This window comes from Pseudodesulfovibrio sp. zrk46, from assembly GCF_012516435.1.
Classification (GTDB): Bacteria; Desulfobacterota; Desulfovibrionia; order Desulfovibrionales; family Desulfovibrionaceae; genus Pseudodesulfovibrio.
Map to the genome: position 1 here is coordinate 2,716,253 of NZ_CP051216.1, position 24,806 is coordinate 2,741,058.

A 24,806-nucleotide genomic window follows, 5' to 3' on the forward strand; every position below is an offset into this window, starting at 1 on the left:
ATAAAGACAAACCAGATGGAGTAAATTATGGCACAAACAAACAGTAACGCGGACGTGCCGGTCAGCATCGGTGGAGCCAAGCAGGGCGTCAAGATTGGCGTTGTTCTTGCCTTCGTGCTGATCATTTCGGCAGGTATCCTGTTCCTAGCCGGCAAGGCAGTGAGCGACAAGCACACTGAAGGGCTGCAGAATCAGGAAAAGCGTCTTGGCTTGCTCGCTCATGGCAGGGCCGAGATGTTCCAGGCATGGCTCAAGAATCTTTCCCGTCAGGGCGACAGGCTCATCAAGTCGGACCTGTTCCGACTCTATGCAGCCGAGGTGGACAACATCGAGGGCGACCTGGCCGCCATTTTTGGCGCTGTTGCCCTGGATGAAGGAGAGTACGACGGAGAGGGCTCCGAATTGGCTGCCCAGTTGCCCATGATGCAGAATATGCTCAGGGAATTCTCTACGTATTCCGGTTTCATCAATGCCCGTATCCTTAACCGCAATGGTGATGCCTATATCGCCACCGATGGTCATCTGCCTCCCATGATGGAAGAGCAGTTGGAGCAGGCTACTGCAGCCATCAAGCACAGGGAAGCACGCTTCTCCCCCTTGCGCAGAACTCTGCAGGGTGTGGAACTGGATGTGTATGTCCCCATCTATTCTCCCGATGCCCGTGAGAACATCGACGAGCCTGTTGGCGCGTTGATGATGACTCGTCAGGTGAGCGGCAAGATCACTGAATTGCTTTCCAACTCGACGTTGTCGGCCAAGGGGGAACGTACCCGTTTGATGCAGAAGATGAACGGTACCTATAAGCAGGTCACGCCGTGGACCACCGAAGGGTTCACCGACGTTGCAGCCGAGATTGAGCTGAACAAAGAGGGCAACCTTCCGTTCGGTGATCGTTTCAGTCTTTCTGAAGATGATGAGGAAGTCTTCTCCCTTGGTATTCGTGTGCAGGGGCCACAGTGGTGGGTCGTGCAGGAAGCTGATTACGATAACGCCATGGCTCCCATTGCCGCTTTCACCAACACAGTTTACGTGGTGGCTGGGCTTGGTATCCTGACCGCGCTCCTCATTGCAGGCCTCGCCTGGTGGGTGCTGGCAGGGGTTCAGTCTCAGCGTGTGGCCGAGGAATTCCGCAATCTCGCCAACAAGATCGATGACCAGAAGCGGTTCATCGACTCCATTAACGCCAATATCGACGAGTTCATCACTCTCAAGGATTCCGAGGGTAAGTATACATACGTCAACGACGCGTTTGCCGAAGCTGTGGGACGTTCCAAGGAAGAGCTTATTGGCATGGATGCACCGGCCCTGTTCGGCTTTGATACGGCCAAGCGTCTCTCTTCTCCGGACGAGAAGGTGGCAATTGAACAGCGCAAGATTACGATCAATGAGCCGATCTTCCTGCGTGGTCAGCGTTACCAGTTCCAGATCTCCAAGTCGCCTTATTGTGATACTGCCGGAGCATGTGTGGGTATTGTCGAAGTGTATCGCGACATTACTCAGTTCATTGCGGTGCAGGAGCAGAACAAGCGACTGATCAAGGGAGCCATGGAAGCGCTTGGTTCCACCATTGAAGCGGCTGATCCATATTTGGGCGGTCACACCAAGTTGCTGGCTGGCCTTTCCATGGAAGTGGCCCGTGCCATGAACCTGCCTGAAATGGAGATCGCCGAGATCGAAACTGCCGCCAACCTCTCTCAGATCGGTAAGATGTTCGTGCCCAACGAGATCCTGACCAAGCCGGGTCGCCTTACTGATGAAGAGATGGCCGCCATGGAAGAGCACGTGGAACACGCTTATCGCATCCTCAAGGATATCGACATTGAGGAAGGCGTTCTCAAGGCTATCTATCAGATGAACGAACGTATCGACGGTTCGGGGTATCCCAAGAATCTCAAGTATGATGAGATCATCTTGTCGGCTCGCATCCTGTCCGTGTTAAACGTCTTCTGCGCCATGATTCGTCCGCGTGCCTATCGCGGTGCAAAGGAACCTGTCCAGGCCCTGGAAATCCTGGCCAGCGAATCCACCAAGTTTGACGCCTCTGTGGTCGAAGCCTTGGGTAACGTCATTAAGACTCCTGCGGGCGAAAAGCTGCTGGAGAAGAAGGCATAGTGTAGTCATATTATCCATCTGGTAAAACGAAGGCCCCGGCGCGTGTGCGTCGGGGCCTTTTTCTATGCGTAGGGGAAAGTAATATTAACGATATTGATCGAGGATCTTGTCGAGATCTCCGTTTCGCTTCATTTCATCAAGTCGTGCGTTGAATTTTTCAATTAAAGGCGCCCACCGTTTGTCGTTGTTGAAGACGTAACGATATCCGGCTGAGCCGAATGGTTTGGAATCAAGTCGGAACCGTTCGGGATTGAGGTCAGGGCGGTTCTTGAAAAGCCAAAGGGTTTCGTTCCTGTTGACGATGGCAGCATCCACACGGCCGAGGTTCAGCAACTCCAGCATGGCAAACGGGTTGGAAACGTCAATGCGATGAATTTTCCCCGGGCCAAAATGTGGTTCAAGAGTTGGGTAGATGAACCCTTTGATGCCTACGAGCGTCTTGCCATACAGTGCTTTCGGTTCGGTGTATTCAAAATTGCTGTTCATACGATAGAGAAGCACATCTTCATGCAGCATGAAGGGGGCGGTCCATTGGTAGTTGTCGGGATCTCTGACCCATTCTTTAGCCTTGGCGTGTGCATCCACTTCACGGCAGTTCAATAACTCCCAGCCTCGCTTGTTAGGAAGACGACACGTCTTCACCTCGTATCCAAGTGGCGTAACAACAGCGCGCATGACTTCGAGCAGCACACCTCCGCCGGGATAGCGCGGGTCGTTTATGAGGTATGGCGGCCAATCCGTATCGGGAATGAACATGATGATGGTCTTGTCATCGGCGTTGGCCTCGACGTGTGTAGGAACGCTGATCATGCAAAGCAACATTGCCATCAGTAGTAGGAGGATTGTCTGGTGGGGATTTTTCGACATTAGAGCATACTATTGTAAAACCACGAGGGGTTGAAGGGCGTTATAATCTCTTGGTGGACACTAAAAAAGGCCGCCCACTTAGTGTGGGCGGCCTGGATTACTACTGCATGTAATTGGCTATTCCTTTTGTTCTTTCTTTCCGCGGACCTTGGAAGCCAAGCTCAAGATGGCTGTGTACAGAGAAGGTACAACGATGACACCGAGGATCGTGGCCGCGATCATGCCGCCGAACACCGAGGTGCCCAGGGCGTGGCGGCTGGCAGAGCCTGCGCCAGTGGCAACGACCAACGGGATGACGCCGAGGATGAAGGCGAAGGAGGTCATGAGAATGGGGCGGAAGCGCAGGTGTGCTGCTTCCAGTGCCGCATCCACATAGGACATGCCTTCCTTCTCGTGTTTCTCCTTGGCGAACTCAACAATGAGAATAGCGTTCTTGGCAGCCAGACCAATGAGCATGACCAGACCGATCTGCGCATACACGTTGTTGTCCAGTCCTCGCACCCATTGGGACGCCATGGCGCCGAAGATGCCGAGGGGGATACACAGGATGACCGCAAACGGGGTGGCCCATGATTCATACTGAGCTGCCAGCACCAGGAATACCATGACGATAGCCAGGGCAAAGATCAGGCCTGTTTGGCTACCCGCTGTTTTTTCCTGATAGGCGATACCTGTCCACTCGTAGCCGAAGCCGGTGGGCAGGTTCTCTGCCGCAGCGCGTTCGATGGCTGCCATTGCCTGACCCGAGCTGACGCCGGGAGCAGGAGTGACATTGACCTCGACAGTACGGAATACATTGTATCGCTGCACATACTCCGGACCGGTGATGCGTGAGGCTTCTCCGAGAGTGGAGAGCGGCACCATCTGGCCTTCGTTGGACCGCATGTAGAAGCGGCTCAAATCTTCGAGTTTGGTGCGGTAGTTGGACTCTGCCTGCGCCATGACGCGGAAGGTGCGGCCGTATTTGTTGAAGTCATTGATGTAGTAACCACCCAGATAGGTCTGCATGGTCTGGAATACTTCGTTGACGGGCACGCCCAGCTTTTTGACCTTGTCGCGGTCGATCTCCACGTAATACTGCGGAACGTTTGCCGAGAAGGTGGTGAAGGTCGAGGCGACCTCCGGCAGCTTGTTCGCGGTTTCCATGAAGTGGTGGGCGATGGCGTCCAACTCCTCAATGGTTCCACCTGTGCGGTCCTGCAGTTCAAATTGCAGACCGCCAGTGGAACTCAGACCGCGGATAGGCGGCGGGCCAAAGGCCATGACGATGGCTTCCTGAATCCCCCAGAATGCCTTCTGGGCATTGCCCATGATCGCTTCCAGAGACAGCTCGGGTGACTCTCGCTCGGACCAGTCGTCCAGAATGACGAAGAGGGCAGAGCTGTAGGAAGAGTATGAACCGGTCAGCAGATTGAATCCGCCAAGGGAGACATAGCTGCGTACACCGGGAGCCTTGTCGAGGTAGTCTTCAACCTGTTTGATGACGGCATCCGACCGTTCAAGCGAGGCTGCTTCAGGCAGCATGCAGTTGACGATGAAGTAACCCTGATCCTCGTCAGGCACAAAGCCGGAAGGCAGGATCTTGAACAGGCCGCCACAACCGGCTGCGAAAATGGCTATGACCAGCAAACCCATGACAGAGCGGCGCACGAGAGCGGCCACGCCCTTGTTGTATCGCTTGGTCACGGCTTCGAATACATAGTTGAACTTGCCGAAGAACCAACCCAAGGGGCCTTTGATGGGCGTGTAAGGACGCAGCAGCAAGGCACTGAGTGCCGGTGAGAGCGTCAATGCGTTGATGGATGAGATGAACACCGACACTGACAGGGTCAAGGCGAACTGTTTGTACAGCTGGCCCGTGATCCCACCCATGAATGCTACCGGCACGAACACCGCGATGAGCACCAGCGTGGACGCAATGACCGGTCCGGTTACTTCGTCCATGGCCTTTCTCGTGGCATCGCGTGGTGACAGCCCTTCTTCATCAATAATGCGCTGCGTCGCCTCAACAACAACGATGGCATCGTCAACAACGATACCAATGGCGAGGACAAGGCCGAATAGCGTCAATGTGTTGATGGAGAAGTCGAGGACCGGGAACAGGGCAAAGGTACCAATCAGAGAAACGGGCACCGTGACCATGGGAATGATGGTTGTGCGCCAGTTTTGCAGGAAGATGAACACCACGAGGAACACGAGTATGAGTGCCTCGACAAGTGTATCCTGCACCTCGTCGATGGAGGAGGTGACGAACAGAGTGGTGTCGTAGGGGATCTGATATTTGATGCCGTCCGGGAAGTATGTGGACAATTCGTCCATGGTCTTGCGGACGTTGTCAGCAACGTCGAGGGCGTTGGCGCCGGGCAGCTGGTAGATCAGCAGCGAGGCGGTGTCCTGCCCTTTGAGGCGGGAGAAAGTGTAGTAGTTCTTGGAGCCGAGCTCGACACGGGCCACGTTTTCCACGCGGACTGTGCTGCCGTCCTCATTGGCCTTGAGAATGATCTTGCCGAACTCATCAGGATCGGCGAGGCGGCCCTTGACGCGCACAGACATCTGGAACTGCTGTCCCACAGGGGCGGGCGGCATGCCGATCTGGCCTGCCGGGGCCTGAATGTTCTGCTCCTGCACGGCACCGATAACGTCGGATACGGTCAGGCCGTAGCTCGCCAGTTTGTCGGGGTCGAGCCAGATGCGCATGCCGTAGTCCTTGTCACCGAACAGGGAAACATTACCAACGCCTTCAATACGGCGAAGCGCATCATACAGATTGATCTTGGCGTAGTTGTTCAGGAACAGAGAGTCGTATTGAGGCAGGTCGGATGTCAGGTTAATGATCAGAACGATGTCCGGGGACTGTTTCTGTACCGAGACACCTGTGTTGCGGACTTCCTGCGGGAGCTGTGCTGTGGCGAGGTTGACGCGGTTCTGAACGTCAACGGTTGCCAGCTCGAGATCGCGCCCTAATTCGAAGGTCACGGACAGGGACATGGAGCCGTCGTTGGACGAAATGGAGGACATGTACATCATGTCCTGCGCACCGTTGACCTGCTCTTCAATGGGAGTAGCCACGGATTCCATAACAGTCTGGGCATCGGCACCGGTGTAGGTGGCTCTAACGCTGACTGACGGCGGCGCGATTTCCGGATACTGGGCGATGGGGAGCGACAGGGCACTCAGAACACCGACCAATAGAATGATAATGGCCACAACCGATGCGAAGATCGGGCGGTCAATGAAGAATCTGACCATGGCTTAGTTTTCCTTTTGTTCAGTATCCTGAGGATTGCCCATGGAAGCTGCTTCGTTTTGGGGCGTATCCATGGGAACCACGATAGGCTTGATCTCCATACCGGGACGTACACGGCGAATGCCGTCGATGATGACGGTGTCGCCGGCGTTGAGGCCTTCAGTCACTACAACCATGTTGTCCGCTTCAAAGCCGATCTTGATGGGCTGGTTAACGACCTTGCCGTCGTCGCCTACTTTATAGATGGACTTCATACCCTGAGTATCCTGAACACCGCGGGTCGGGACGACTACAGCGTCCTTGAGGCTCTCGATGAGGACGCGGACCTTGCCGTACTGGCCGGGACGGAGCAGGCCGTCAGGGTTCGGGAAAGAAACGCGGATGCCGAGGGTACCGGTCTGAGGATCGACAGCGCGGTCGATCATGCTGAACGATCCGTTGACATCGTACTTGCTGCCATCGGCCAGAATGAGTTCAATTTCCTTTTCGCGGGTTTCCTGCATTTCAGGATTACGGCGGGCGCGGATATAGTCGCTTTCAGGAATGCTGAAAGAAACGTAGACGGGGTCCACGGTGGAGACAGTGGCGAGCAGGGTGTTTTCGCCCTGACCAACGAGGTTGCCGAGGTCCACTTTCACGCGGCCAATGATGCCGTCGATGGGAGAGTAAATCTTGGTGTAGCCGAGCTGAATACGGGCGTTCTCGACCTGAGCAGCGTTGTCGCGGACCTGAGCTTTGTAGGTCGCCAGAGAGGTCTGGTAGCTTTCGAATTCTTCGCGGCTGACCACGCCGTCATCATAGAGCTTCTTGAATCGTTCGTAGTCCTTCTTGGCTTTTGCCAACAAGGCCTGATTGTATTCGAGTCCGGATTCGGCCTGATTGAGATCTTCCTGAAAGGACTTGGGGTCGATGACAAAGAGCAGGTCGCCCTTATTGACCTTGCGGCCTTCATCGAATCTTTTCTCCAGCAGGAAGCCGGCAACGCGAGCGCGAACATCCACGGATTCAACCGCGCTGATCGTGCCTACGAATTCACCCCAATAGGGCATGTCCTTTTTGGCGGCCTTCATCACTTTCATGGGTACAGGACCCTGTGTCTTTGCAGCTTCCTTTTGATCCTCTCCGAAACATCCGGGGAGAATAAGAAAGACAGTTGCAAGAAGGCAAAGTGGTAACACCTTGATATTGAACTCTTTTTTAAACATAAGACAGGCCTTTGAGATTGCGTTGGGGTCAGTGACATTCACCATAACTTAAGTAACTACGCATAGTAATCAGAAAGCAGGTAGATTTTCAAACAATAATATTAAGGTTAAGAAATATATATAACGTCGATCGGGTATGCGAAGTGTGACGAGAATGACGCTGAAATGTTGACTCCGAATCCTCCAGACCTTACTTAAGTTGCCAACAGATTTAACGCATTTCACCGCGGAGGCGAAGATGGCTGACAAGACGTGCAAAGAGAACCCCATGAAGGGCGTTCCCCTGGATATCAATTTCTCCACCTTCATCTATTCCCTGTCCTCGTCGGCCATGGTCGCCCTTGGCGAGGCAGCCGATCCTACCACCGGCAAGGTGGAGTTCCAGCCCCAGATGGCCAAACACACCATCGACGTGCTTGGCATGCTCAAGAACAAGTTTGAAAACGGGTTGGACGAGGACGAGAAGAAGCTGCTGTGCGAGATCGTATACAATCTCCGCATGGCTTACGTGAATAAGTCCAAATAACGCAGGCGGCTCATGTAGCCGGTTGCGGAAACAAAGAGAGAGTTTCTACATGTCCCATACCATCAAGGCGGGTCTGGTCGGCGTTACCGGCTACACCGGCATGGAACTGGCCCGTCTCATGACGCATCATTCCTCCATGGAACTGGTGCGGGCCACCTCCCGTTCCGAAGCGGGCAAGACGCTGGCTGACATTTATCCCTTCCTGAACCGGCTGCCCCTTGGCGAATTGGTAATCACTCAGCCTGATCCGGCAGATCTCGCTGCCGAATGTGATGTGGTCTTTCTGGCCGTGCCGCACAAGACCGCCATGGAGATCGCCGCTGCCCTGTTGGAAGAGGGCGTGAAAGTGGTGGACCTGTCTGCCGACTTCCGTATTAACGATAAGGCTACCTACGAACAATGGTATGCCACCGAGCACACCAAGGCCGATCTCCTGTCCGAAGCCGTGTATGGTCTGCCGGAGCTTTACCTTGATCAGATCATGGGGGCGCGCCTGATCGCCAACCCCGGTTGTTATCCCACTTCCGCAATTCTCGGGCTGACTCCGGCCCTCGCCAATAATTTGGTTGAGACCGAGAACATTGTCATTGATTCCAAGTCCGGTGCTTCCGGAGCTGGGCGTGGTGCCAATGTCGGTACACTCTTCTGCGAAGTGCATGACTCTTTCCGCGCTTATGGGCTGCCTACTCACCGTCATACTCCGGAGATTGAGCAGGAAATTTCCAAGGTGGCGGGTGAAGACATTACCGTGTCTTTCAACACGCACCTTCTGCCCATTGATCGTGGAATTCTCTCCACCATCTACACCAAGCTCAAGGGCGAGAAGACCCTTGACGAGGTGCATGAGCTTTACGCCGATTTCTACTCTGACAAGCCCATGGTGCGCGTGCTGCCCAAGGGCCAGTTGCCAGAAACCCGTTTTGTGCGCGGTACCGTTTTTTGCGACATCGGACTGGTCATCGATCCCCGCACCGGTCGTCTGATTATTCTGTCCGCTATCGATAACCTGTGTCGTGGCGCATCCGGGCAGGCCCTCATGAATGCCAACCTCATTTGTGGTCTCGACATCGACGAAGGATTGCCCATGGCTCCGGTCATGCCGTAATCGCAGATCGGATATATAGATAGTAATGGCCCCGGAAGCATGTGCTTCCGGGGCCATTTTTTGGGTGTGGTTTACGTTGTCTTCTAGGCCTTTCGCAAGGTGTGAAGCGTGATTTCAGGCTTGGTTCCCAGGCGCATGGGCGGGCCCCAATAGCCGGTACCGACACTGACATAGATGAGCGTCTTCTCGTGTAGATGGAGCCCCTTCACATAAGGCTGGAAGAGGTCGATGGCCCATGTCCATGGGGCGAACTGGCCGCCGTGAGTGTGTCCTGAGAGTTGGATGTCGAATCCGACGTTGCTGGCCGCATAGATGGACTTGGGCTGGTGGGCCAGTAGGATGGATACATCGTGGTCCGGTGCGTTGGCCATGGCCTGCTTGGGGGATGAAGCGTGTTCCGGAACAAGGCGGTCGGCGCGGTAGTCGGTGACACCAGCCAGAAGGAGGCGGCCATTGCCAGTGTCGATGAGGGTGTTCTCGTTGAGGAGTGGGCGCATGCCGAGGCGATTGGCCTCTCCTATCCATTCGTGGACGCCGGAATAGTATTCATGGTTGCCGGTACACATGAACACGCCGTGGGGCGCGGATAAATCGCCAAAGGGGCGGACTGCGCCATTGAGGGATGCAACGCTTCCATCCACCATGTCACCTGTATGGACGATCAGGTCGGGAGACAGGGAGTTGATCTCATCAACCACCTGCTGCACCCAGGCCCCGCGAATGGTCGGCCCTACATGGGTGTCCGTGATCTGCGCAATGGTGAACCCTTCGAGTCCTTCCGGCAGGTCGATGACCGGCAGGTCGTTGTGAACGACTTCCGGCTTGCGGCGGGCACCATAGACTGCATATCCGGAAAGAGGCAGGGCGGCTGTCATTATTACGCCGTTGGTGGCGTTGAGCATGAAGCGTCGACGTTCCCTGTTCGGCTTGATGAAGTAGGGGCGCTTGCTCCGGCGTACGAAAAGCTTTGTCAAAGTACTCATGATGCCTTGGAACAGGATTGGCACATCTCGTAACAGCATAAGCACTACGATAAACGAGACCAGACCGAGGAAAGTGAAGCCTGCCCAGTCGAACACCTGGAGCAGAGTATCCGTACGGTCACCGCGCCAAAGATACCATGAAAGACGCTGGGCAAAGAGCAGCGTAATGACCAACAGCCATGACGCTACCTTCCACTTTCGCGCGAGCGGTGCGGGATTGATGAGCCGCAACCCGAGGTACAAAGTCAGAAAGGTTGCGACGGATAATACTATAATAAGCCACATGATCATTCTCGTGGTTTCTCCGTTATACTTTCCTTATGAAATGGGGCTTAAACGATTGATTGTCAAATGTGTGCGATTTTGCGCAACCGTTGCTGTGCTTTAGTTTGCCCCGACATGCTTAAAGGTGGCGATTGAGATCGATCCTTTTCACAAACCAGTACGGCTTCGCTGTCGCTTTAAATGCACGTGGGTTCGATTGGATATCGGGATAAGAAATGACAGTGAAGGGAGCTGGTGTAGATGATTTTGGTCATCAAGAGGATAGTCGAGAGCGGGAAAGGTAACTTTTTTGTGTGTTGCTTTTTTACGATTATGAAACGGCAAGAGTCATGCCAATATTCCTTCTGAAAAAGGTCCTGATTCGGGGTTGACACCGGGCAGGCTTAGAGCCTCATGGGCTACCCCGAAGCCGGGAGATTTTCACGTTTTTAATGTTCGTTTTTCTGTGGAAAGCGTCCAAAAAATGATTCCCAAGCGAGAGGCCTTGTGCTAGTTCAGTTTAATCATTTGGCGACGCTTTTTTCCTAAATCGCCACCCTCCATATCTGTCGAAAACGAATCCCGCTAGAATTGAAAAATATTTTTTCTAAACTAGTTTTAGAAAAAAGTTAGATATTATGGTGTTTACGTACGTAGTACAAATGTGGAAAACTTTTCCTCAGTTTTTATAATCGCTGATAATCGGCGAATACGACTGTAAATAGCCTGATTAACCAAATAATTTTTGAATCCCCCCTGTACAAAAAACTGATCTTAATATAAATCTAGAAACACGTTTCGGCTACTTCCAACTGTGCAAATGGAAGTCCGAAAAAGACCGGTTGGACCGCACTTCGGGGGAAGTTCAAGGCGGAAGGCCGGTTACGCTTCAACGCGGTAATCAAGCCGCATCCGTAAAGGGAGAATGAAAGGATGAATGAGCCCGCAGGGGTCTGGAACTATGTGCGCGGTTTTGAGAACATGAGCCTATGCGATTGGCCTGGCCGCACCACATGCATCATCTTTCTGGGAGGCTGCAACCTGCACTGCCCGACCTGTCACAATGCTGACCTGGCTTGGGACATGCAATCGCTGCCCGTCATCGATCAAAACCGTATAAAAGCATACCTGCGTGATCGAGCCGGCTGGCTCGACGGGGTCACTGTGACCGGCGGCGAGCCGACAATGGTGCCGGGCGTAGGGGAGTTGCTCTTCGAGATCCGTAAGTCCGGTCTGCCGGTCAAAATGGACACCAACGGCATGCGCCCCGAGGTGGTCAAGGATCTCCTTCAGTATAAGCTGGTGGATACGTTTGCCGTGGATGTGAAAGGTCCGTACGCAAAGTATCCCGCTCTCACCGGACACGCCGTTTCCGAAATCGCGGCCAAAGCCAACCTCGAACGTATCTTCGAGATGGCCAAAGCCAAACCCGAGGCCTTCTACTTCCGCACCACCCGGGTGCCTGGTCTCACCGATGCCGATATCGAAACGGCTCAGAGCTATCTGCCGCTCGAATATGAACTGAAAATTCAAAAGTATGTGCCCCCAAGGAGGACGCAGCAGCATGCCCAGCCAGATAATGAAAAGAGACGGGCGGTTGGAGACGTGGTCAACTGATCGCATCGCCCAGGCCATTTTTAAAGCACTCGCCGCCAGCGGCATCAAAGATCCGCTCCTCGCCAAGCGCCTCGGCCAGAAGGTTGAGAAGAAGCTGGCTGATTTCGACATCCCTGAGCAGGAACATGTCCAGAACACCGTTGAACAGGTGCTGATGGAGTCCCGCCAGTTCGAGATCGCAAAGAAATACATCCTTTACCGGGAGCAGCGTCGTCAGCTTCGTTCTCAGAAGGAAGCCTACCTCGACATCAAGGAAGTCATCGACAATTACCTTGATCAGGCTGACTGGCGTGTAAACGAAAACGCCAACATGACCCACTCTTTCCAGGGGCTCATGCTGCACCTGTCCGGTACTGTTCAGGCTCGCTACGCCTTGGAGAAGTACCCGGAAGAAATCCGTATGGCTCATGACCACGGTTACTTCCATATTCATGACCTTTCTTTTGGTTTGGCTGGTTACTGCGCCGGTTGGTCCCTGCGTGATTTGTTGCTGGAAGGTTTCAATCTGGAAGGCCGCGCTTCTGCCGGTCCTGCCAAGCACTTTGATACCGCGCTTGGTCAGATGAACAACTTCCTCGGCACCCTTCAGAATGAGTGGGCCGGTGCACAGGCATTCAACAACGTTGATACATACCTTGCTCCGTTCATTCGTCATGATGGTCTGAACTATGATCAGGTGCGCCAGTGCATGCAGAAGTTCGTGTTCAACCTGAACACCACTTCCCGCTGGGGTGGTCAGTCTCCGTTTACCAATCTGTCTTTCGATCTCGTTGCTCCCAAGCATATCGCTCAGGAGCCCATCATTGTCGGTGGCAAGTACGACGACGAGTTGACCTACGGCGACTTCCAGGAAGAGATGAACATGATCAATCAGGCGTACATCGAGGTTATGCTCGAAGGCGACCACCACGATCGTATCTTCTCCTTCCCGATTCCGACTTACAATGTCACCGAAGACTTTCCTTGGGAAGAGCCCATCGGTGAAACGCTGATGCAGCTGACCGCCAAATACGGCGTTCCCTATTTCCAGAACTTTATCAGCTCTGATCTCAATCCCGAAGATGTGCGCTCCATGTGCTGCCGTCTCCAGATGGACCTTCGTGAGCTGCGCAACAAGACTGGCGGCCTGTTCGGCGCTGGCGACCTCACCGGTTCTATCGGTGTTGTCACCCTGAACCTGCCCAAGCTTGCCTACCTTGCTCAGTCCGAGGATGACTTCCTTGAACTGATCGAAGAATATGCAGAACTGGCAAAGGATTCTCTGGAATACAAGCGCAAGGTTATCAACAACAACCTTGAAGCTGGCATGTTCCCGTGGTCCAAGCGCTACCTGAAGAATGGCTATAAGGGCCACTTCTCCACCATCGGTTTGCTCGGTGGCCATGAGGCTTGCCTGAACCTGATCGGTCGCGGCATCGAGACCGAGGGCGGTATCCGCCTGATGCGTCGTGTGTTGAATCACCTGCGTCGCATCACCTCCCGTTTCCAGGAGGAGACCGGCAACCTTTACAACCTCGAAGCCACGCCTGCCGAAGGTACCAGCTACCGTCTGGCCAAGATTGATAAGTCCCTTTACCCGGACATTCAGGCCCAGGGCAATGGTACTCCGTACTACACCAACTCCACGGCGCTGCCTGTCGGCATCTCCGAAGATGTGTTGTATGCTCTTGAGCATCAGAATCAACTCCAGCCGCTTTACACCGGCGGTACCGTCTTCCATACCTTCCTGGGTGAAGCGGTCACTGATCCTGCCTCACTCAAGAACTTCATCGTCAAGGCGTTCTCCAAGACCAAGATCCCGTATATCTCGGTCACGCCGACCTTCTCCATCTGCAAGGAGCATGGTTACGTTCTCGGCGAGCACTTCGAGTGCCCCACTTGTGGACAAGAAGCAGAGGTTTATACTCGCATTGTCGGCTACTACCGCCCAGTTTCCCGCTGGAACAAGGGTAAGCAGGCCGAATACACCGATCGTGTGGTGTTCAGCGATTGTCTCTGCAATTAGATAGTTTCTCCAATCCTGTTTGAGGAAGCAGGATTTGAGGATAATGGGAATGTGAGGCCCTCGGCGCGATGCGTCGAGGGCCTCACGCATTGTGCTTCGTGTGGCGGCTTTGGATAGCTGCGCATCCGCGTCGTTGCCGAGCGCAATTGAATGCTCAACGCAGCGTTGCTACGCCTCTGCTTCAATTGTGCTCGTCGCCTAGCGGCTGCACCACTCTTCAAAGCCGGATGTGGTGGGTAAGAAAAAAAGAAATCCCGTTTTCTATTTGTAGAAAACCGGGAAGTTCTTTAGTTGATGCATCTTTTTAATAAAGAAGTATGGTCGTTGATATTAAGAGACCTCGAGCGAAACGAGCTATGGGATTCCAAAGGCCCTCGGCCTTTGGCAGGTGCAGGACAGCGTCCTGCCCGTCGGAGACGCCTCACCGGCGAGGTGGCCCCCGGCAGGGCCGCCAGAGGTTTCAAACCTTTGGGCTTATAAACCGTGGTCGCGCATGTGTGCGTCGAGTACGTTGTCGACCTTAACGGTCTTTTCTTCGATCTTGCCGGGCGTGATGGTGTATCGGGTCACTTCCCAATCGAGGTTGTCGATGAACTCGACATGGCCGTATCCGTTCTCGGGCAATACTTTGCTGACCAGTTCGATGAAATCATCCATGTAGATGTACTTGCCTTCGTGATCGATGCGAAGCACATCCTTGCCGTCATAGTCTATCTGCTCAAGGGGAATGGAATCCTTGAGCTGCTCGTAAATTTCCGGGGTAATGCGGTGAAAATCGCCGTATATTCTAACGTCCATTGAATCCCTCTCGAATTCGTATTGATTTGGTCAGAAAAGAATTAAGCACGGTGACCGAGGTGGTCAACAAGGAAATCGTGCTTCATCTGAAAATCGGCCCAAAGTCGTACAATTGTCGAGCTGGCGAGGGTGGCGAGTTCGTCGTCCGTGTACTTAGTGTCGAGCTTGAATTTGTTGCCCATGACATGGCCGATCTGCTTGGATGTCTGGGACTTGGCAAGACTGGAGTGCTGCACATGCCGAATGGCGAGGGAGCCTGTGTATAGAGCGGGCATCCCGGCAAGGGCGCTGCGCAAATCACGGTCCAGATCATCAAATTGAGAAGGCGTGTAGCGCAGATCGAAGACGCCAGCCTTTTCCACGGCCTGCATGTTGATCATGTGGCAACAACCGGAAACCGACAGACATGGGCGGGTGTAGGTAAACAGTCCGGTGTCAGTAGAGCCCGCACAGTTGTCGAACACGAGAACCCTGTTGGGCAGCTTGCCCGGCTCTGGCTGCGCAGGCGGGGCAGGGAAAAGATTATAGTCGGCAGATTGAAGGCCGAAAGGCGACGTGGCAGCAGTTATGCGGCATCCCACCACACCAAGATTCTCTTGGCCCTTGGCTGCTCCCAAAAGATGCTTGAGCCAGTGCGGCGGAAGCACAATGTCGTCATCCAGAAATGCGGCCCAACGCGAGGCCCGTACCTCTGGTAATGCGAGAAGCCAGTTGCGCGCAGCGGGTGCACCCACGTTGATGGGCAATGTCTCGATGTGGAATCGATCTGCACCAAAACGGTCTTGTGCCGCGCGAAGAACATCAGCGGTGTGATCCGTGGACCCATTATTCAGAGTAAAAACCTTGGCGTTGCCAATGTCGCTGTCCGCCAGACTGGCGAGGGTGTCAGCAAGCAGGTCAGCCTTGTTCCATGAGTAGGCAAGGATCGCTACGCCTTGTGTGTCCGTGTCATCAGCCAGTTGAACAGGGTGGAACAGATCGTAGAGCTTGAGCGTGAGATTGATATGCCACGGAATCGCTTTCCAAAGAGTGGCAAGCACGCCCTTGGCTGCACCTTTCTTGCCCATTCGTTGCAGGAGTTCTGCCCCGGCGTAGGCACGCCATAGCCCCCAGCATTCCTCGTTGAGGGATTGAACAACGGGTAAAGCCTCTTCCGCAGGCAGACAATGAAAGGCCCATTCCGCGTGCATCCGTTCCTTGATTTCGAGCGTTGTTTCATCCCATGAGACCATGTCCAAAGCGGCCTTGGGAATCTCTGGTTTGCCCAGATGGATTAGATCCTGCCAGCAGTGAGCGAGCCAAGCGATGCCATTTGTCGGCTGGCTAAGCATGACAGTAAGAAACCGCAGAATGAGAGAACGATCATCCTGGCGGGCTAGTGCGTACCATGTGTCCATATGCTCTGGATCAAGCTCAACAGTTGCCAGTGCGGCTGTCAGGCGTAATATGAGCGCCTTCAGCTTTGGCGATGTGGTGAGACCATTACCATATGAATTGGCCGCCCAGTGAGGCATGTTTGGGTTCAATGGATGCGACTGAAATCCCCAAAGTGACATTCCTACTGCCGCAGCGCGACAACCGGGATGTTCTTTTCCGAGCAGGTTGAGTCCCTTGAGCATGGCGGCGAGATTGTCGGGTTGCCCCATACCCAGCGGCCAGCCGGAAAAACGGTTCTTGAATTCGGGCTGAATGCCAGCACAGGCAGGAAGGACTTGGGTGAAGTTCAGTTCATTCATGATGGCTGAAAGCTAGCAGAAAAACCGACCCCGTGAAAGTGGCCTTTATTGACTTTCCTTCAGTTGCCGCATAGTTGGATATCATGAACCCTTCCTTTGATCTCGTTACGTTGCCCGAAGACCTCCAACGCAGGTTGCTGCTTGGCTTTTCCGGTAGACCGCATCTGCATGCCTCTGCCGCGTTGGCCCTTACATATAGTAGTAGCCCGGGCGATGTCTTCTCGCACATCGCGCAGGATGCACTCCTGACCGCATGGGGTGAAAACCCATTGGACGGCAATTGCGCCGCAGCTCTGGCTGGAAGCATGGAAAAACTGCCTCCTGTCTCGCCGGAACTCTTACCCATCATCAAATCTCTACTCATGCATTGGCGACCGGAAGTGACGCCCGAGGCGCAGGCTGCCATGGAGCAGGGGCCCAAAGAGCAATTGGCGTATCTCATGGAGCGGATGCGAGGCGAGCAGGGGAATGCTTTCTGGCTTCACCAAATCTATGAGCATTGTCGTATCAACGGCAGCTGGCGTCCCTTGATGCGAGTGGTGGAAGGCATGCCATCGAGCGAGCAGGAAGCTCCGCTTTATCGTTATGTTATTGCCAATTGCCTGTTTGGTCAGGGCGAATTTGAAAGGGCGGCCGATCTATACGCTTCTTGTTCGTTGGCTTTACCAACGGTTCTCATGCGCGAAGCCGCTGGCCGGGCAAGAATCCATGACAGTGAAAGTGCCGCGAAGTTGTTGCGTAGTTGCGCTGAGGCTCGTCCGTGGAATGTGAATCTCTGGCTTCGACTGTTCGATCTCGTCAACGAGCGCGATATCAGGCTTGAACAGCCGCAAGGCCGAACCATGGTGCTTGGGTATAGTTGGAACAAGGCGGACGACCTGGCCGAGACGTTGGATTCCTTGGTACGTTCTGATCTTGGCGATGTCCATGTCCGCATTCTGGACAACGGCAGTCAGGACCGGACGCCTGAGGTCATTAGGCAGTTCATTGACAAGTTCGGCTCCGACAGGGCAGCGGCCGTGACCATGCCGGTCAATGTCGGTGCTCCTGCTGCACGCAATTGGCTCAAGGCTTTGCCGGAAACGCAGGCTGCCGATTACGTGGCATACATTGATGACGATATTTCCCTGCCTGAGGATTGGTTGTCCCGGCTTGGCGCGGCAACCGAGTTTTATCCCGATGCCGGGGTGTGGGGTTGCAAGGTCGTGAACTACGATGGTCCAGCACGGATGCAATGTGGCGAACACAACATGACGCCTGATGGCGAGGAGCGGCAGCAGGTGCTCATGTCTACCATCATGCTGCAAGATGGCGATTTTGGGCAGTCAGATTACATCCGCCCCTGTACTTCGGTGACAGGGTGTGTTCATCTGTTCCGAACTGACCGCCTTATGGAAAATGGCGATTTTGATTTACGCTTTTCGCCCACACAGTATGACGATCTGGAGCGTGATCTTCGGATGGTGCTTGGTGGGGGACATGCCGTCTACACCGGCCACCTTGCCATTCGGCACAAGCGCAAGTCTGGCGCGGCAAGTGATGCCGGAAAGCCGGAATCCGTCGGGGCAGCAGCTAATATGCACAAGCTCATGACCAAGTACACGGCACAGGAATTCGAGGCCATGGCCTCAGTTATGGATAAGGTGTTGTTGGCCGATTATTTGAGCAAGCGTGATGCGCTCAAATAGCGGATATTTGCAAATTTATAACGACTAAGGGCTGGCTTTTTGGGAAAAAATAATGCAGATGCCATTGCTCGGTTCGCGTGAGTAGTGCAGTATGAGTCCCACTTAGGCCGCGAATCACATTTCGAGACCACATTTTAAGGAGAGATAAATGCCCAATTCTATGTTCACTCTGTTCAGCGGCGGCGCTCAGGGCGCCGAGAGCCAATTCGGCAAACTCGCCGAGTACCACGGTCTGTCCGAAGTTAACTACACCTTTGAAGGTCACCGCATCGAGCGCACTCGCGGCGTTCGTGTCCTTACCGATGAAGAATTGACCCGCAAGGATGTCAGCCTGACCTACGTGGCCAAACTCCTGAACCGTAAGTTCACCAACGCCGAAAAAATGCGCAAGGTCCTGCAGACCATTATGCATCAGATTGAATCCGGCGATCAGATCTTTGTTGTTGGTACTATTCTCGAAGACGGTACCGTCAAGGGCGGCACCGGTTGGGGTGCTGAATTTGCCAAGATTTGCAACAAGGAGCTTTACGTCTTCGGCCAAGTCAAAGACGGTTGGTTTAAGTGGGAACACGGCAAGTGGATTGATGTTGAAGCTCCGGTCATCACTAGCCAGCACTTCACTGGCACCGGTACCCGTTTCCTCGAAGCCAACGGCAAAAAGGCTCTTGAAGAGCTTTTCGCTCGTTCCTTCAAGTAAGCTTACAGCTATACGAAATAAAAAGGCGACCAGATTCCTCTGGCCGCCTTTTTTATTGTTTAATCGCTGGGCGTTATTGCGCGTCCCGGATCAGGTTGTCGATGACAGCCTGGAGTTCTTCTGTTTGTGAAGCCAATTCTCGGAGGGCGTTTACAGCTTCGGTTACTCCCTGGGACGTTTCTGCTGAGATGGAGTTGATCTCATCAATCGCCATATTGATTTCTTCGGAAGCAGCAGACTGCTCTTCGGCAGCCGTGGCAATGCTATGAATCTGGATAGCTGATTCTTCGACTCCCTGAACAATTTCCTTCAAGACTTCTCCGGATTGATTGGAGAGGTCTGCGGCAGAGGTCAAGTCGGACAACGCTTTCCCCATGCCGGTGATGTTCTGATGAGCTACTTGCTGTACCGCAGCGATGGAATCACCAACTTCCTTGGTGGCTTGCATGGTCTTTTCCGCCAGTTTGCGGACTTCGTCGGCGACCACTGCAAAGCCTCGACCAGCCTCGCCGGCACGAGCGGCTTCGATGGCAGCGTTCAAGGCGAGGAGGTTGGTTTGGTCTGCGATATCCGTGATCACATTCATGACCTTGCCGATGGCTTCTGTCTGTTCGCCAAGACGGTTCATGCCATCTTGAAGACCTTCTGCAGCCTTGTATGTGGTATTCATGGCTCCAACGGAACGGCTGACAATCTCAGCACCTGCGATTGCCTTGTCTTTTGCCTCATTTCCCATGGCTGAAGCCTCGGAGGCATTGCGTGCGACCTCCAGAACCGTGGCGTTCATTTCTTCCATTGCCGTGGCGGTACCCTGAACGCGGTCGCGCTGGATAGTCGTGCCTTCGTCGATGATTCGAGCCTGACTGGATATCATCTCTGACGCGGACTGAACTTTGTCTACAACGGTTTGGATCCGTTCTGCAGCCTGTCGAGTTCCTGTCTTGCGAGCCTGATCTGCTTCGGCTCTGGCTTCATCTGCCTCTGCCATGGCTTTTTCTGCGGCCTGCGCCTTCTCTTCCGCTTCCTTGGTTTTGGCGGAGATCTCTTTGATATTGTCGCGGAGGGTGGTGGCCATGGTGTTGAGTGCTTTTTCGAGCATTGCAGCTTCGTCTTTGCCGCGGGCGTCCAGTTCAACGTCATAATTGCCGTCCGCGATTTCTTTCGCAGCGTTGGTTGCTTCGGAGATGGGGCGCGTAATGCTGCGAACGATGTAGAGGCTTAACGGCAGGATAAGTCCTAACAGTGCGGCTGTGAGCCCTCCAAGGATAACAAGGGTGTTGTGTCGAACGGTGGCGTCAATTGCTGTGGATATAAGCGCTTCTTCGTGCGCGATGTTGTCGATGTATACGCCTGTGCCCAGAGTGTAATTGGTCCCGGGGATGAGAGTTGCATAGCTGAGCTTCGGCTGGTCGCCTGCTTCAGGCTTGGCCCAAATGTATTGGACGAATCCGCCGCCTTTGTGGGCAATATCCGAGAGCTCTCGAATCATGAAGACACCGTTTTTGTCTTTGAGGCTGCCGAGATCCTTGCCGTGTAGTGAGGGTTTTGCTGCGTGGGCAATGGTTTTCGTCCCTTCAAAGACGAAATAGTAGCCGGAATCGTCTTCCTCGAAACGAATGTCGTTCAGCGCCTTACGGATGATTTCAATACGTTCTGTTTCAGTCTGTGCGTCGGCGATGATTTTTGACAGAGAAGTGGCAATGCTGTCGGACGCCACTTTGAGCTTGGCTTTCTGACCTTCCAACATCAGCTCATTGACCTTTTGGATACCGATGTCCTTGACGGTCAATGTGTTCCAGAGAAGAGCGGCTCCGGTAATAAGTGTAAAAATGACAATAGATGTGATGAGAAAAATGATCCGGTTGCCTATTGAAACATTTCGCAACATGAAATGTACCTCGCGGAAAAACGTTTGAAGTCATAACCCAATTTCGTAAAATATATCACTATCTGATAATTTTTACCATATTCAATGGCAGGTTTGTCGGCAAGAAAAAATGATTGCAGATGTCAACTTCTTTTAAAAGGGCTTCTGTAGTTGTTGGGAGTGGATGCCCATTGTGTCCCAGAAAACGCGCGCGGCTCCGTATATGGAAGAGCGAATTGATTTAAATGAGGAAACAAAATGAGTGTGGTCCGCCTTTTTTACGGCTTGGGCCATCTGTTCAAGCTCAGCCAGATCGAATTTGGCTTCCATCTTGTAATGGTTGGCGTAGGCCTGCCCAAGCGCGGCCCGACTCTTGGCCTTGCCGGTATCTTGTAGATGAATGACCTCAACGCCCCCGTCATAGACGACTTGTCCGCCAGCCTTCCAGACCTGAAGGTCGTGCTCGATGTCGTCCACCTGTGACGGGGAGAAACGAATGTCAAAGGCAGGGACATTCAGTGAGCTCATCCTTTCCATATGAAAGAGGTGACAACAGCCCATCACAGTCAGACAAGGGCGGCGTCCATTGAATTGGCCCATATCCATGAGAGTTGGGGCGTTGGCAGTGAAACGAATCTTGCTTTCACCGATCTCATCGAACCCGCGGAAAGCATACTGGATAGTACGAACTCCCTGATTGACGCATTTGGGGCCAACGGCTGCAGCTTCGGGATGGGCCGAAAGTGTGTTGATGTAGCGAGTGAGCCAATCGGTGGGTAGCAGTACATCATCATCCAGAAAGGCTACGTATCGTGCAGCGCGGACCTCAGGCAGGGCGAGCAGCCAATTGCGGGCGGCGGGTGCGCCGATATTGATGGGCAGGTGTATCCAGTGAATGGGAAGGTCAGGAACTCGCTTGCGCACCAAGTCTTCCAACTCGTCAGCAGTGCAGACAGTCGTGCCGTTGTTGAGAACGGTAATGTGGGCGTCGCCGATATTGGTCGCTGCCAAGCTGGCCAGCGTGTTGGTCAGTAATTCCGGCTTGTTCCATGTGTACAGGCATATGTGGGTGTCTTGGCCCGGTGGTGTCGTGTTATCGGCTTCATGCAGCGCTGCCAGTTGCTCGATGATTGCTGGCTGGAACGGTTCAGCTTCAAGAGAGGCATGTAAGTGCTCCCTTGCCGCATCGGTATCTCCTGCATCCATCGCGAAGCGAGCGCGAAGATTGTGCGAAAGGAAATTGGTAACGCTCTCGTCCAACAGCATTTGGGCAAGTTCATTTTCTCCTGCCGAATATGCTCCCCATGCCATGGTTGGCCCGGCCAACAAGCCAGCGGGCGAGGCTGCCATGATCCGAATGCCTTCCAGCAATTCGTCTCGTGCGCCGGTTTGCCACAAGTGCAGTAACACTGGCAGACGGTTGTCGTTGGCTGACTGCTGCCGCATGTACTCGACATATTCCGATGCCTGAGCGGTCTCGTTATTGGGAAATGGAATGAGTTCCGGTACCGGCTCCTGTTCCACCAGGCGTTTCGCTACTTGTAGCCATTCTGTAAACGGCTGGTGCGCGATTCGGCTGTTTACATCTTCTGCCAGCCTGATCTTTTCCCGGTCAAAGGGATCAAAAATGGCGGCGTGGCGAATGAGCGCGGGAGCGAGGTGGGCGAAAGCGTCCGGCAGGGGCTGTGCTTCAAGGATGTTTCCAGCCACTGCCATTGCGTGGTCAGGAGCGAGGTAGCCTGAATTCCGGACAAGGGTGATGATTTGCTGCGTCAATCTGGAGGCGTTGGACATAGACATGCTCATACCAGAATAGGCAGCAGTGAGGAACCCGATTTGAGTGACACGGGGCGATTGAAAGCAAAAAAAAAGCGGGGCCGTTGGGCCCCGCTTTAATATTACATTTCTTTCTTCTTCGACTTCTTCTTGGCTTGGGAGAACTTCTTTACGTCGATATTGTACTTCTTCACCTTGTAGTTGACGATTCGGTACGAGACGCGGAGATCGCGCGCGGACTGGAGCATGTTGCCGCCAGTCTTTTTGAGCGAATCCACCAGCAGCTCCTGTTCGAACTTGGCCACGGCTTCACCAAAGGAAAGGTTGGTGCCGGTGGCCGAGGATTCGGCAGACTGCAGGGTGGGCGGCAGATGGTAGGTGCGGATGACCTGCTCTTCGCAGAGGAGGACCGCACGTTCCATGCAGTTCTTGAGTTCACGCACGTTGCCGGGCCAGTGGTACATGACCAGCAGCTCGATGGCGGGCGTGGAGATGCGCTTCACTTCCTTGCCATACTCCTCGGAGAACTCGGTGAGGAAATGTTCTGCCAAGGGCAGGATGTCCTCGCGACGTTCCTTGAGGGGCGGAATGAAGATGGGGAAGACGTTAATGCGGTAGTACAGGTCCTCGCGGAACTTGCCTTTTTCCAGCAACTCCTCGAGAGGCTGGTGGGTGGCGCAGATGAGGCGGACATCAACGGTGATGGACTGCTCGGAGCCCACACGCTGGATTTCCTTTTCCTGAATGGCGCGCAGTACCTTGGCCTGTGCATCCATGGAGAGTTCGCCGATTTCATCAAGGAAGAGGGTTCCCTGATCAGCAACCTCAAAGAGACCGCGCTTGTTCTGGAAGGCGCCGGTAAAGGCTCCCTTCTGGTGACCGAAAAGCTCGGACTCAATCAACTCGGACGGCAGAGCCGCGCAGTTGAGCTTGATGAGCGGCTTGTCGGCACGCGGGCTGGAGTTGTGGATGGCCTCGGCCAGGAGTTCCTTACCAGTACCAGATTCACCACGCAGAAGTGCGGTGGCACGGCTGGGGGCGACCTGGCGGGACTGGCGCAGGACAAGGCGCATGGCCTTGGATGCAGCCACGAAGTCCTTGGGCGGTGTAGCGTCGGCGCCACCTGCCAGCATGCCCTGAGTAAAGAGATGGTCCTGAGCGGCCATTTCTTCCTGCAACTGGGCAACGTGACCGGCGATAATGCCTGCCACGACTTCGAGGAACTGGCAGTGTGCTGCCAGATCGTCCGCCGGAATCAGGGGGACGTCTACGGAGAGTGCACCGATGACTTCCTGATCTTCTGCACGACGGTTGATGACCGGTACGCAGATGAAGCCGAGTTTGCGCAGCTCTTCCTCGCTGCGGCCAAAGGCCTTGTTGAGGAATTCCTGGTCGTCAGACAGTCGGGGAATGGTGATGGATTCGCCGGAGTCGAACACGCGTCCGATGACACCGCGTCCGGGCGAGTACGTCACATCCTCAATCTGGGTCGGAGAGTACGTGAGCGAGAGTTTGAGGTTCTCGGTCTTGGGATCCATGATGACCATGAACGCCCGCACGTATTCCATATCCTGAGCCAGGATCTTCAATAGTGCGTTCAGCGACTCCTCAAGCGGTGTATCCCGCTTCAGCGTCTCTTGAATGGTCTTGAGTGTGACCAGATAGGTGAGATCGGAGGTGTCCTGTGTATTGTTTGCCATTTTTCCTTGTGCTGCTTAGGCGTCGAGTGCCTTGACGCCAAGCTCCAGGGCTTTGAGGTTAACGGCCTGAATCTTCTCGGGGAGATTCGCCTTGATGGTCGCTTCGAGGGCTTCGGGGCCGAAGGGCAGTTCGCCAGCGGCGCAAAGAGCAGCCAGCATGGCGATGTTGCCAGCCTGAACAGCACCAGCTTCCAAACCGATGGTCTGGGAGGCCATGTAGTAGGCCTTGTCGGTGCAGGCAGAGACAGCCTTCTTGATGTCCTCGATGGACGGGCATTCCTGTTTGCCCATGGCTACGGAGAGCGGGGGCATGAATTCGATGGAGGAGACCACGAGGCCGCCCTGCTTGAGGTAGGGCAGTGCGCGCATGGTTTCCATGGGCTCGAATCCGAGCAGGATGTCGGCTTCGCCGTGCCCGATTTTGGGCGACTTGCAGCCGATGAGAACGGTGGATTCGACGACACCGCCGCGCTGGGCCATGCCGTGGATTTCGCCGGAAGTGACGGGCAGTCCCTGGCTCAGCACGGTCTTTGCGAGCAGGGTGGTGGCGGTCAGGGTTCCCTGGCCGCCTACGCCGGTCATGAAGATGCGGATTTTCTTGGTATCGCTCATA

17 protein-coding genes are annotated in these 24,806 nt (G+C 54.3%); 7 read left to right on the forward strand and 10 right to left on the reverse strand.

Annotation, left to right across the window (positions count from 1 at the left end; translation table 11 throughout):
- The first annotated feature begins 27 nt into the window (after positions 1-27).
- Positions 28-2,112 (forward strand): HD domain-containing phosphohydrolase, encoded by a 2,085-nt coding sequence (locus HFN16_RS12320; RefSeq protein ID WP_168891040.1) that lies wholly within the window; start codon positions 28-30, stop codon positions 2,110-2,112.
- Between the two features lie 84 nt (positions 2,113-2,196).
- On the opposite strand, the gene HFN16_RS12325 is transcribed toward HFN16_RS12320, so the two are convergent.
- The 3 genes from HFN16_RS12325 to HFN16_RS12335 form a co-directional block, all read right to left on the reverse strand.
- A complete protein-coding gene (locus tag HFN16_RS12325) occupies positions 2,197-2,979 on the reverse strand; it encodes a transporter substrate-binding domain-containing protein (protein WP_168891041.1) in 783 nt (260 codons plus the stop codon).
- A gap of 117 nt (positions 2,980-3,096) precedes the next feature.
- Positions 3,097-6,228 carry a multidrug efflux RND transporter permease subunit gene (locus tag HFN16_RS12330; RefSeq protein WP_168891042.1) on the reverse strand — a complete coding sequence of 1,044 codons (3,132 nt, stop codon included), beginning with the start codon at positions 6,226-6,228 and terminating at the stop codon, positions 3,097-3,099.
- A 3-nt stretch (positions 6,229-6,231) separates the two neighbouring features.
- On the reverse strand, positions 6,232-7,305 hold the full coding sequence (locus tag HFN16_RS12335; protein ID WP_168891043.1) for an efflux RND transporter periplasmic adaptor subunit: 1,074 nt from the start codon (positions 7,303-7,305) through the stop codon (positions 6,232-6,234).
- A gap of 364 nt (positions 7,306-7,669) precedes the next feature.
- Between HFN16_RS12335 and HFN16_RS12340 the strand changes: the two genes are divergently transcribed.
- Positions 7,670-7,957, forward strand: a complete 288-nt coding sequence (locus HFN16_RS12340) for a DUF1844 domain-containing protein (RefSeq protein ID WP_168891044.1) — start codon at positions 7,670-7,672, stop codon at positions 7,955-7,957.
- Between the two features lie 49 nt (positions 7,958-8,006).
- Complete coding sequence (argC, locus tag HFN16_RS12345) at positions 8,007-9,062, forward strand: N-acetyl-gamma-glutamyl-phosphate reductase (protein WP_168891045.1); 1,056 nt, start codon at positions 8,007-8,009, stop codon at positions 9,060-9,062.
- An 83-nt stretch (positions 9,063-9,145) separates the two neighbouring features.
- On the opposite strand, the gene HFN16_RS12350 is transcribed toward argC, so the two are convergent.
- Positions 9,146-10,330, reverse strand: coding sequence for a metallophosphoesterase (locus HFN16_RS12350; RefSeq protein WP_247648330.1), 1,185 nt, complete (start codon positions 10,328-10,330; stop codon positions 9,146-9,148).
- Positions 10,331-11,242: 912 nt separating this feature from the next.
- On the opposite strand from HFN16_RS12350, the gene HFN16_RS12355 reads away from it, so the two are divergent.
- Together HFN16_RS12355 and HFN16_RS12360 are read left to right on the forward strand one after the other, a co-directional pair.
- Complete coding sequence (locus tag HFN16_RS12355) at positions 11,243-11,926, forward strand: anaerobic ribonucleoside-triphosphate reductase activating protein (RefSeq protein WP_168891047.1); 684 nt, start codon at positions 11,243-11,245, stop codon at positions 11,924-11,926.
- The gene (locus HFN16_RS12360; RefSeq protein ID WP_168891048.1) at positions 11,874-13,931 is read left to right on the forward strand and encodes a ribonucleoside triphosphate reductase; all 2,058 of its coding nucleotides are present in this window, start codon (positions 11,874-11,876) and stop codon (positions 13,929-13,931) included. The genes HFN16_RS12355 and HFN16_RS12360 overlap by 53 nt, the downstream gene beginning before the upstream one ends.
- 474 nt (positions 13,932-14,405) lie before the next feature.
- Here the strand turns inward: HFN16_RS12360 and HFN16_RS12365 are convergent, their stop codons facing one another.
- Both HFN16_RS12365 and HFN16_RS12370 read right to left on the reverse strand, forming a co-directional pair.
- Positions 14,406-14,729, reverse strand: coding sequence for a hypothetical protein (locus HFN16_RS12365; protein WP_168891049.1), 324 nt, complete (start codon positions 14,727-14,729; stop codon positions 14,406-14,408).
- Positions 14,730-14,770: 41 nt separating this feature from the next.
- Complete coding sequence (locus HFN16_RS12370) at positions 14,771-16,465, reverse strand: glycosyltransferase family 2 protein (protein WP_168891050.1); 1,695 nt, start codon at positions 16,463-16,465, stop codon at positions 14,771-14,773.
- Between the two features lie 83 nt (positions 16,466-16,548).
- Here HFN16_RS12370 and HFN16_RS12375 point away from each other — a divergent pair, with 83 nt between their 5' ends.
- On the forward strand, positions 16,549-18,153 hold the full coding sequence (locus HFN16_RS12375) for a glycosyltransferase (RefSeq protein ID WP_168891051.1): 1,605 nt from the start codon (positions 16,549-16,551) through the stop codon (positions 18,151-18,153).
- A 148-nt stretch (positions 18,154-18,301) separates the two neighbouring features.
- Positions 18,302-18,850 (forward strand): hypothetical protein, encoded by a 549-nt coding sequence (locus tag HFN16_RS12380; protein ID WP_168891052.1) that lies wholly within the window; start codon positions 18,302-18,304, stop codon positions 18,848-18,850.
- 73 nt (positions 18,851-18,923) lie between these two features.
- Here the strand turns inward: HFN16_RS12380 and HFN16_RS12385 are convergent, their stop codons facing one another.
- The 4 genes from HFN16_RS12385 to HFN16_RS12400 all read right to left on the reverse strand — a co-directional run bounded on the left by HFN16_RS12385 (position 18,924) and on the right by HFN16_RS12400 (position 24,805).
- Entirely contained in the window at positions 18,924-20,738 is a 1,815-nt protein-coding gene (locus HFN16_RS12385) for a methyl-accepting chemotaxis protein (RefSeq protein ID WP_168891053.1), read from the reverse strand.
- A 132-nt stretch (positions 20,739-20,870) separates the two neighbouring features.
- Complete coding sequence (locus tag HFN16_RS12390; protein WP_247648331.1) at positions 20,871-22,517, reverse strand: glycosyltransferase; 1,647 nt, start codon at positions 22,515-22,517, stop codon at positions 20,871-20,873.
- A 98-nt stretch (positions 22,518-22,615) separates the two neighbouring features.
- Positions 22,616-24,193 (reverse strand): sigma 54-interacting transcriptional regulator, encoded by a 1,578-nt coding sequence (locus HFN16_RS12395; RefSeq protein ID WP_168891054.1) that lies wholly within the window; start codon positions 24,191-24,193, stop codon positions 22,616-22,618.
- A gap of 15 nt (positions 24,194-24,208) precedes the next feature.
- Positions 24,209-24,805, reverse strand: coding sequence for an indolepyruvate oxidoreductase subunit beta (locus tag HFN16_RS12400; protein ID WP_168891055.1), 597 nt, complete (start codon positions 24,803-24,805; stop codon positions 24,209-24,211).
- Position 24,806 lies beyond the last annotated feature (1 nt).

What these genes read in the sequence shown, in the direction of transcription:
- HFN16_RS12320 (WP_168891040.1), top strand. Translation starts at nt 28, where the DNA reads ATGGCACAAACAAACAGTAACGCGGACGTGCCGGTCAGCATCGGTGGA.
- HFN16_RS12325 (WP_168891041.1), bottom strand. Translation starts at nt 2,979, where the DNA reads ATGTCGAAAAATCCCCACCAGACAATCCTCCTACTACTGATGGCAATG.
- HFN16_RS12330 (WP_168891042.1), bottom strand. Translation starts at nt 6,228, where the DNA reads ATGGTCAGATTCTTCATTGACCGCCCGATCTTCGCATCGGTTGTGGCC.
- HFN16_RS12335 (WP_168891043.1), bottom strand. Translation starts at nt 7,305, where the DNA reads ATGAAAGTGATGAAGGCCGCCAAAAAGGACATGCCCTATTGGGGTGAA.
- HFN16_RS12340 (WP_168891044.1), top strand. Translation starts at nt 7,670, where the DNA reads ATGGCTGACAAGACGTGCAAAGAGAACCCCATGAAGGGCGTTCCCCTG.
- argC (WP_168891045.1), top strand. Translation starts at nt 8,007, where the DNA reads ATGTCCCATACCATCAAGGCGGGTCTGGTCGGCGTTACCGGCTACACC.
- HFN16_RS12350 (WP_247648330.1), bottom strand. Translation starts at nt 10,330, where the DNA reads ATGTGGCTTATTATAGTATTATCCGTCGCAACCTTTCTGACTTTGTAC.
- HFN16_RS12355 (WP_168891047.1), top strand. Translation starts at nt 11,243, where the DNA reads ATGAATGAGCCCGCAGGGGTCTGGAACTATGTGCGCGGTTTTGAGAAC.
- HFN16_RS12360 (WP_168891048.1), top strand. Translation starts at nt 11,874, where the DNA reads ATGCCCAGCCAGATAATGAAAAGAGACGGGCGGTTGGAGACGTGGTCA.
- HFN16_RS12365 (WP_168891049.1), bottom strand. Translation starts at nt 14,729, where the DNA reads ATGGACGTTAGAATATACGGCGATTTTCACCGCATTACCCCGGAAATT.
- HFN16_RS12370 (WP_168891050.1), bottom strand. Translation starts at nt 16,465, where the DNA reads ATGAATGAACTGAACTTCACCCAAGTCCTTCCTGCCTGTGCTGGCATT.
- HFN16_RS12375 (WP_168891051.1), top strand. Translation starts at nt 16,549, where the DNA reads ATGAACCCTTCCTTTGATCTCGTTACGTTGCCCGAAGACCTCCAACGC.
- HFN16_RS12380 (WP_168891052.1), top strand. Translation starts at nt 18,302, where the DNA reads ATGCCCAATTCTATGTTCACTCTGTTCAGCGGCGGCGCTCAGGGCGCC.
- HFN16_RS12385 (WP_168891053.1), bottom strand. Translation starts at nt 20,738, where the DNA reads ATGTTGCGAAATGTTTCAATAGGCAACCGGATCATTTTTCTCATCACA.
- HFN16_RS12390 (WP_247648331.1), bottom strand. Translation starts at nt 22,517, where the DNA reads ATGTCTATGTCCAACGCCTCCAGATTGACGCAGCAAATCATCACCCTT.
- HFN16_RS12395 (WP_168891054.1), bottom strand. Translation starts at nt 24,193, where the DNA reads ATGGCAAACAATACACAGGACACCTCCGATCTCACCTATCTGGTCACA.
- HFN16_RS12400 (WP_168891055.1), bottom strand. Translation starts at nt 24,805, where the DNA reads ATGAGCGATACCAAGAAAATCCGCATCTTCATGACCGGCGTAGGCGGC.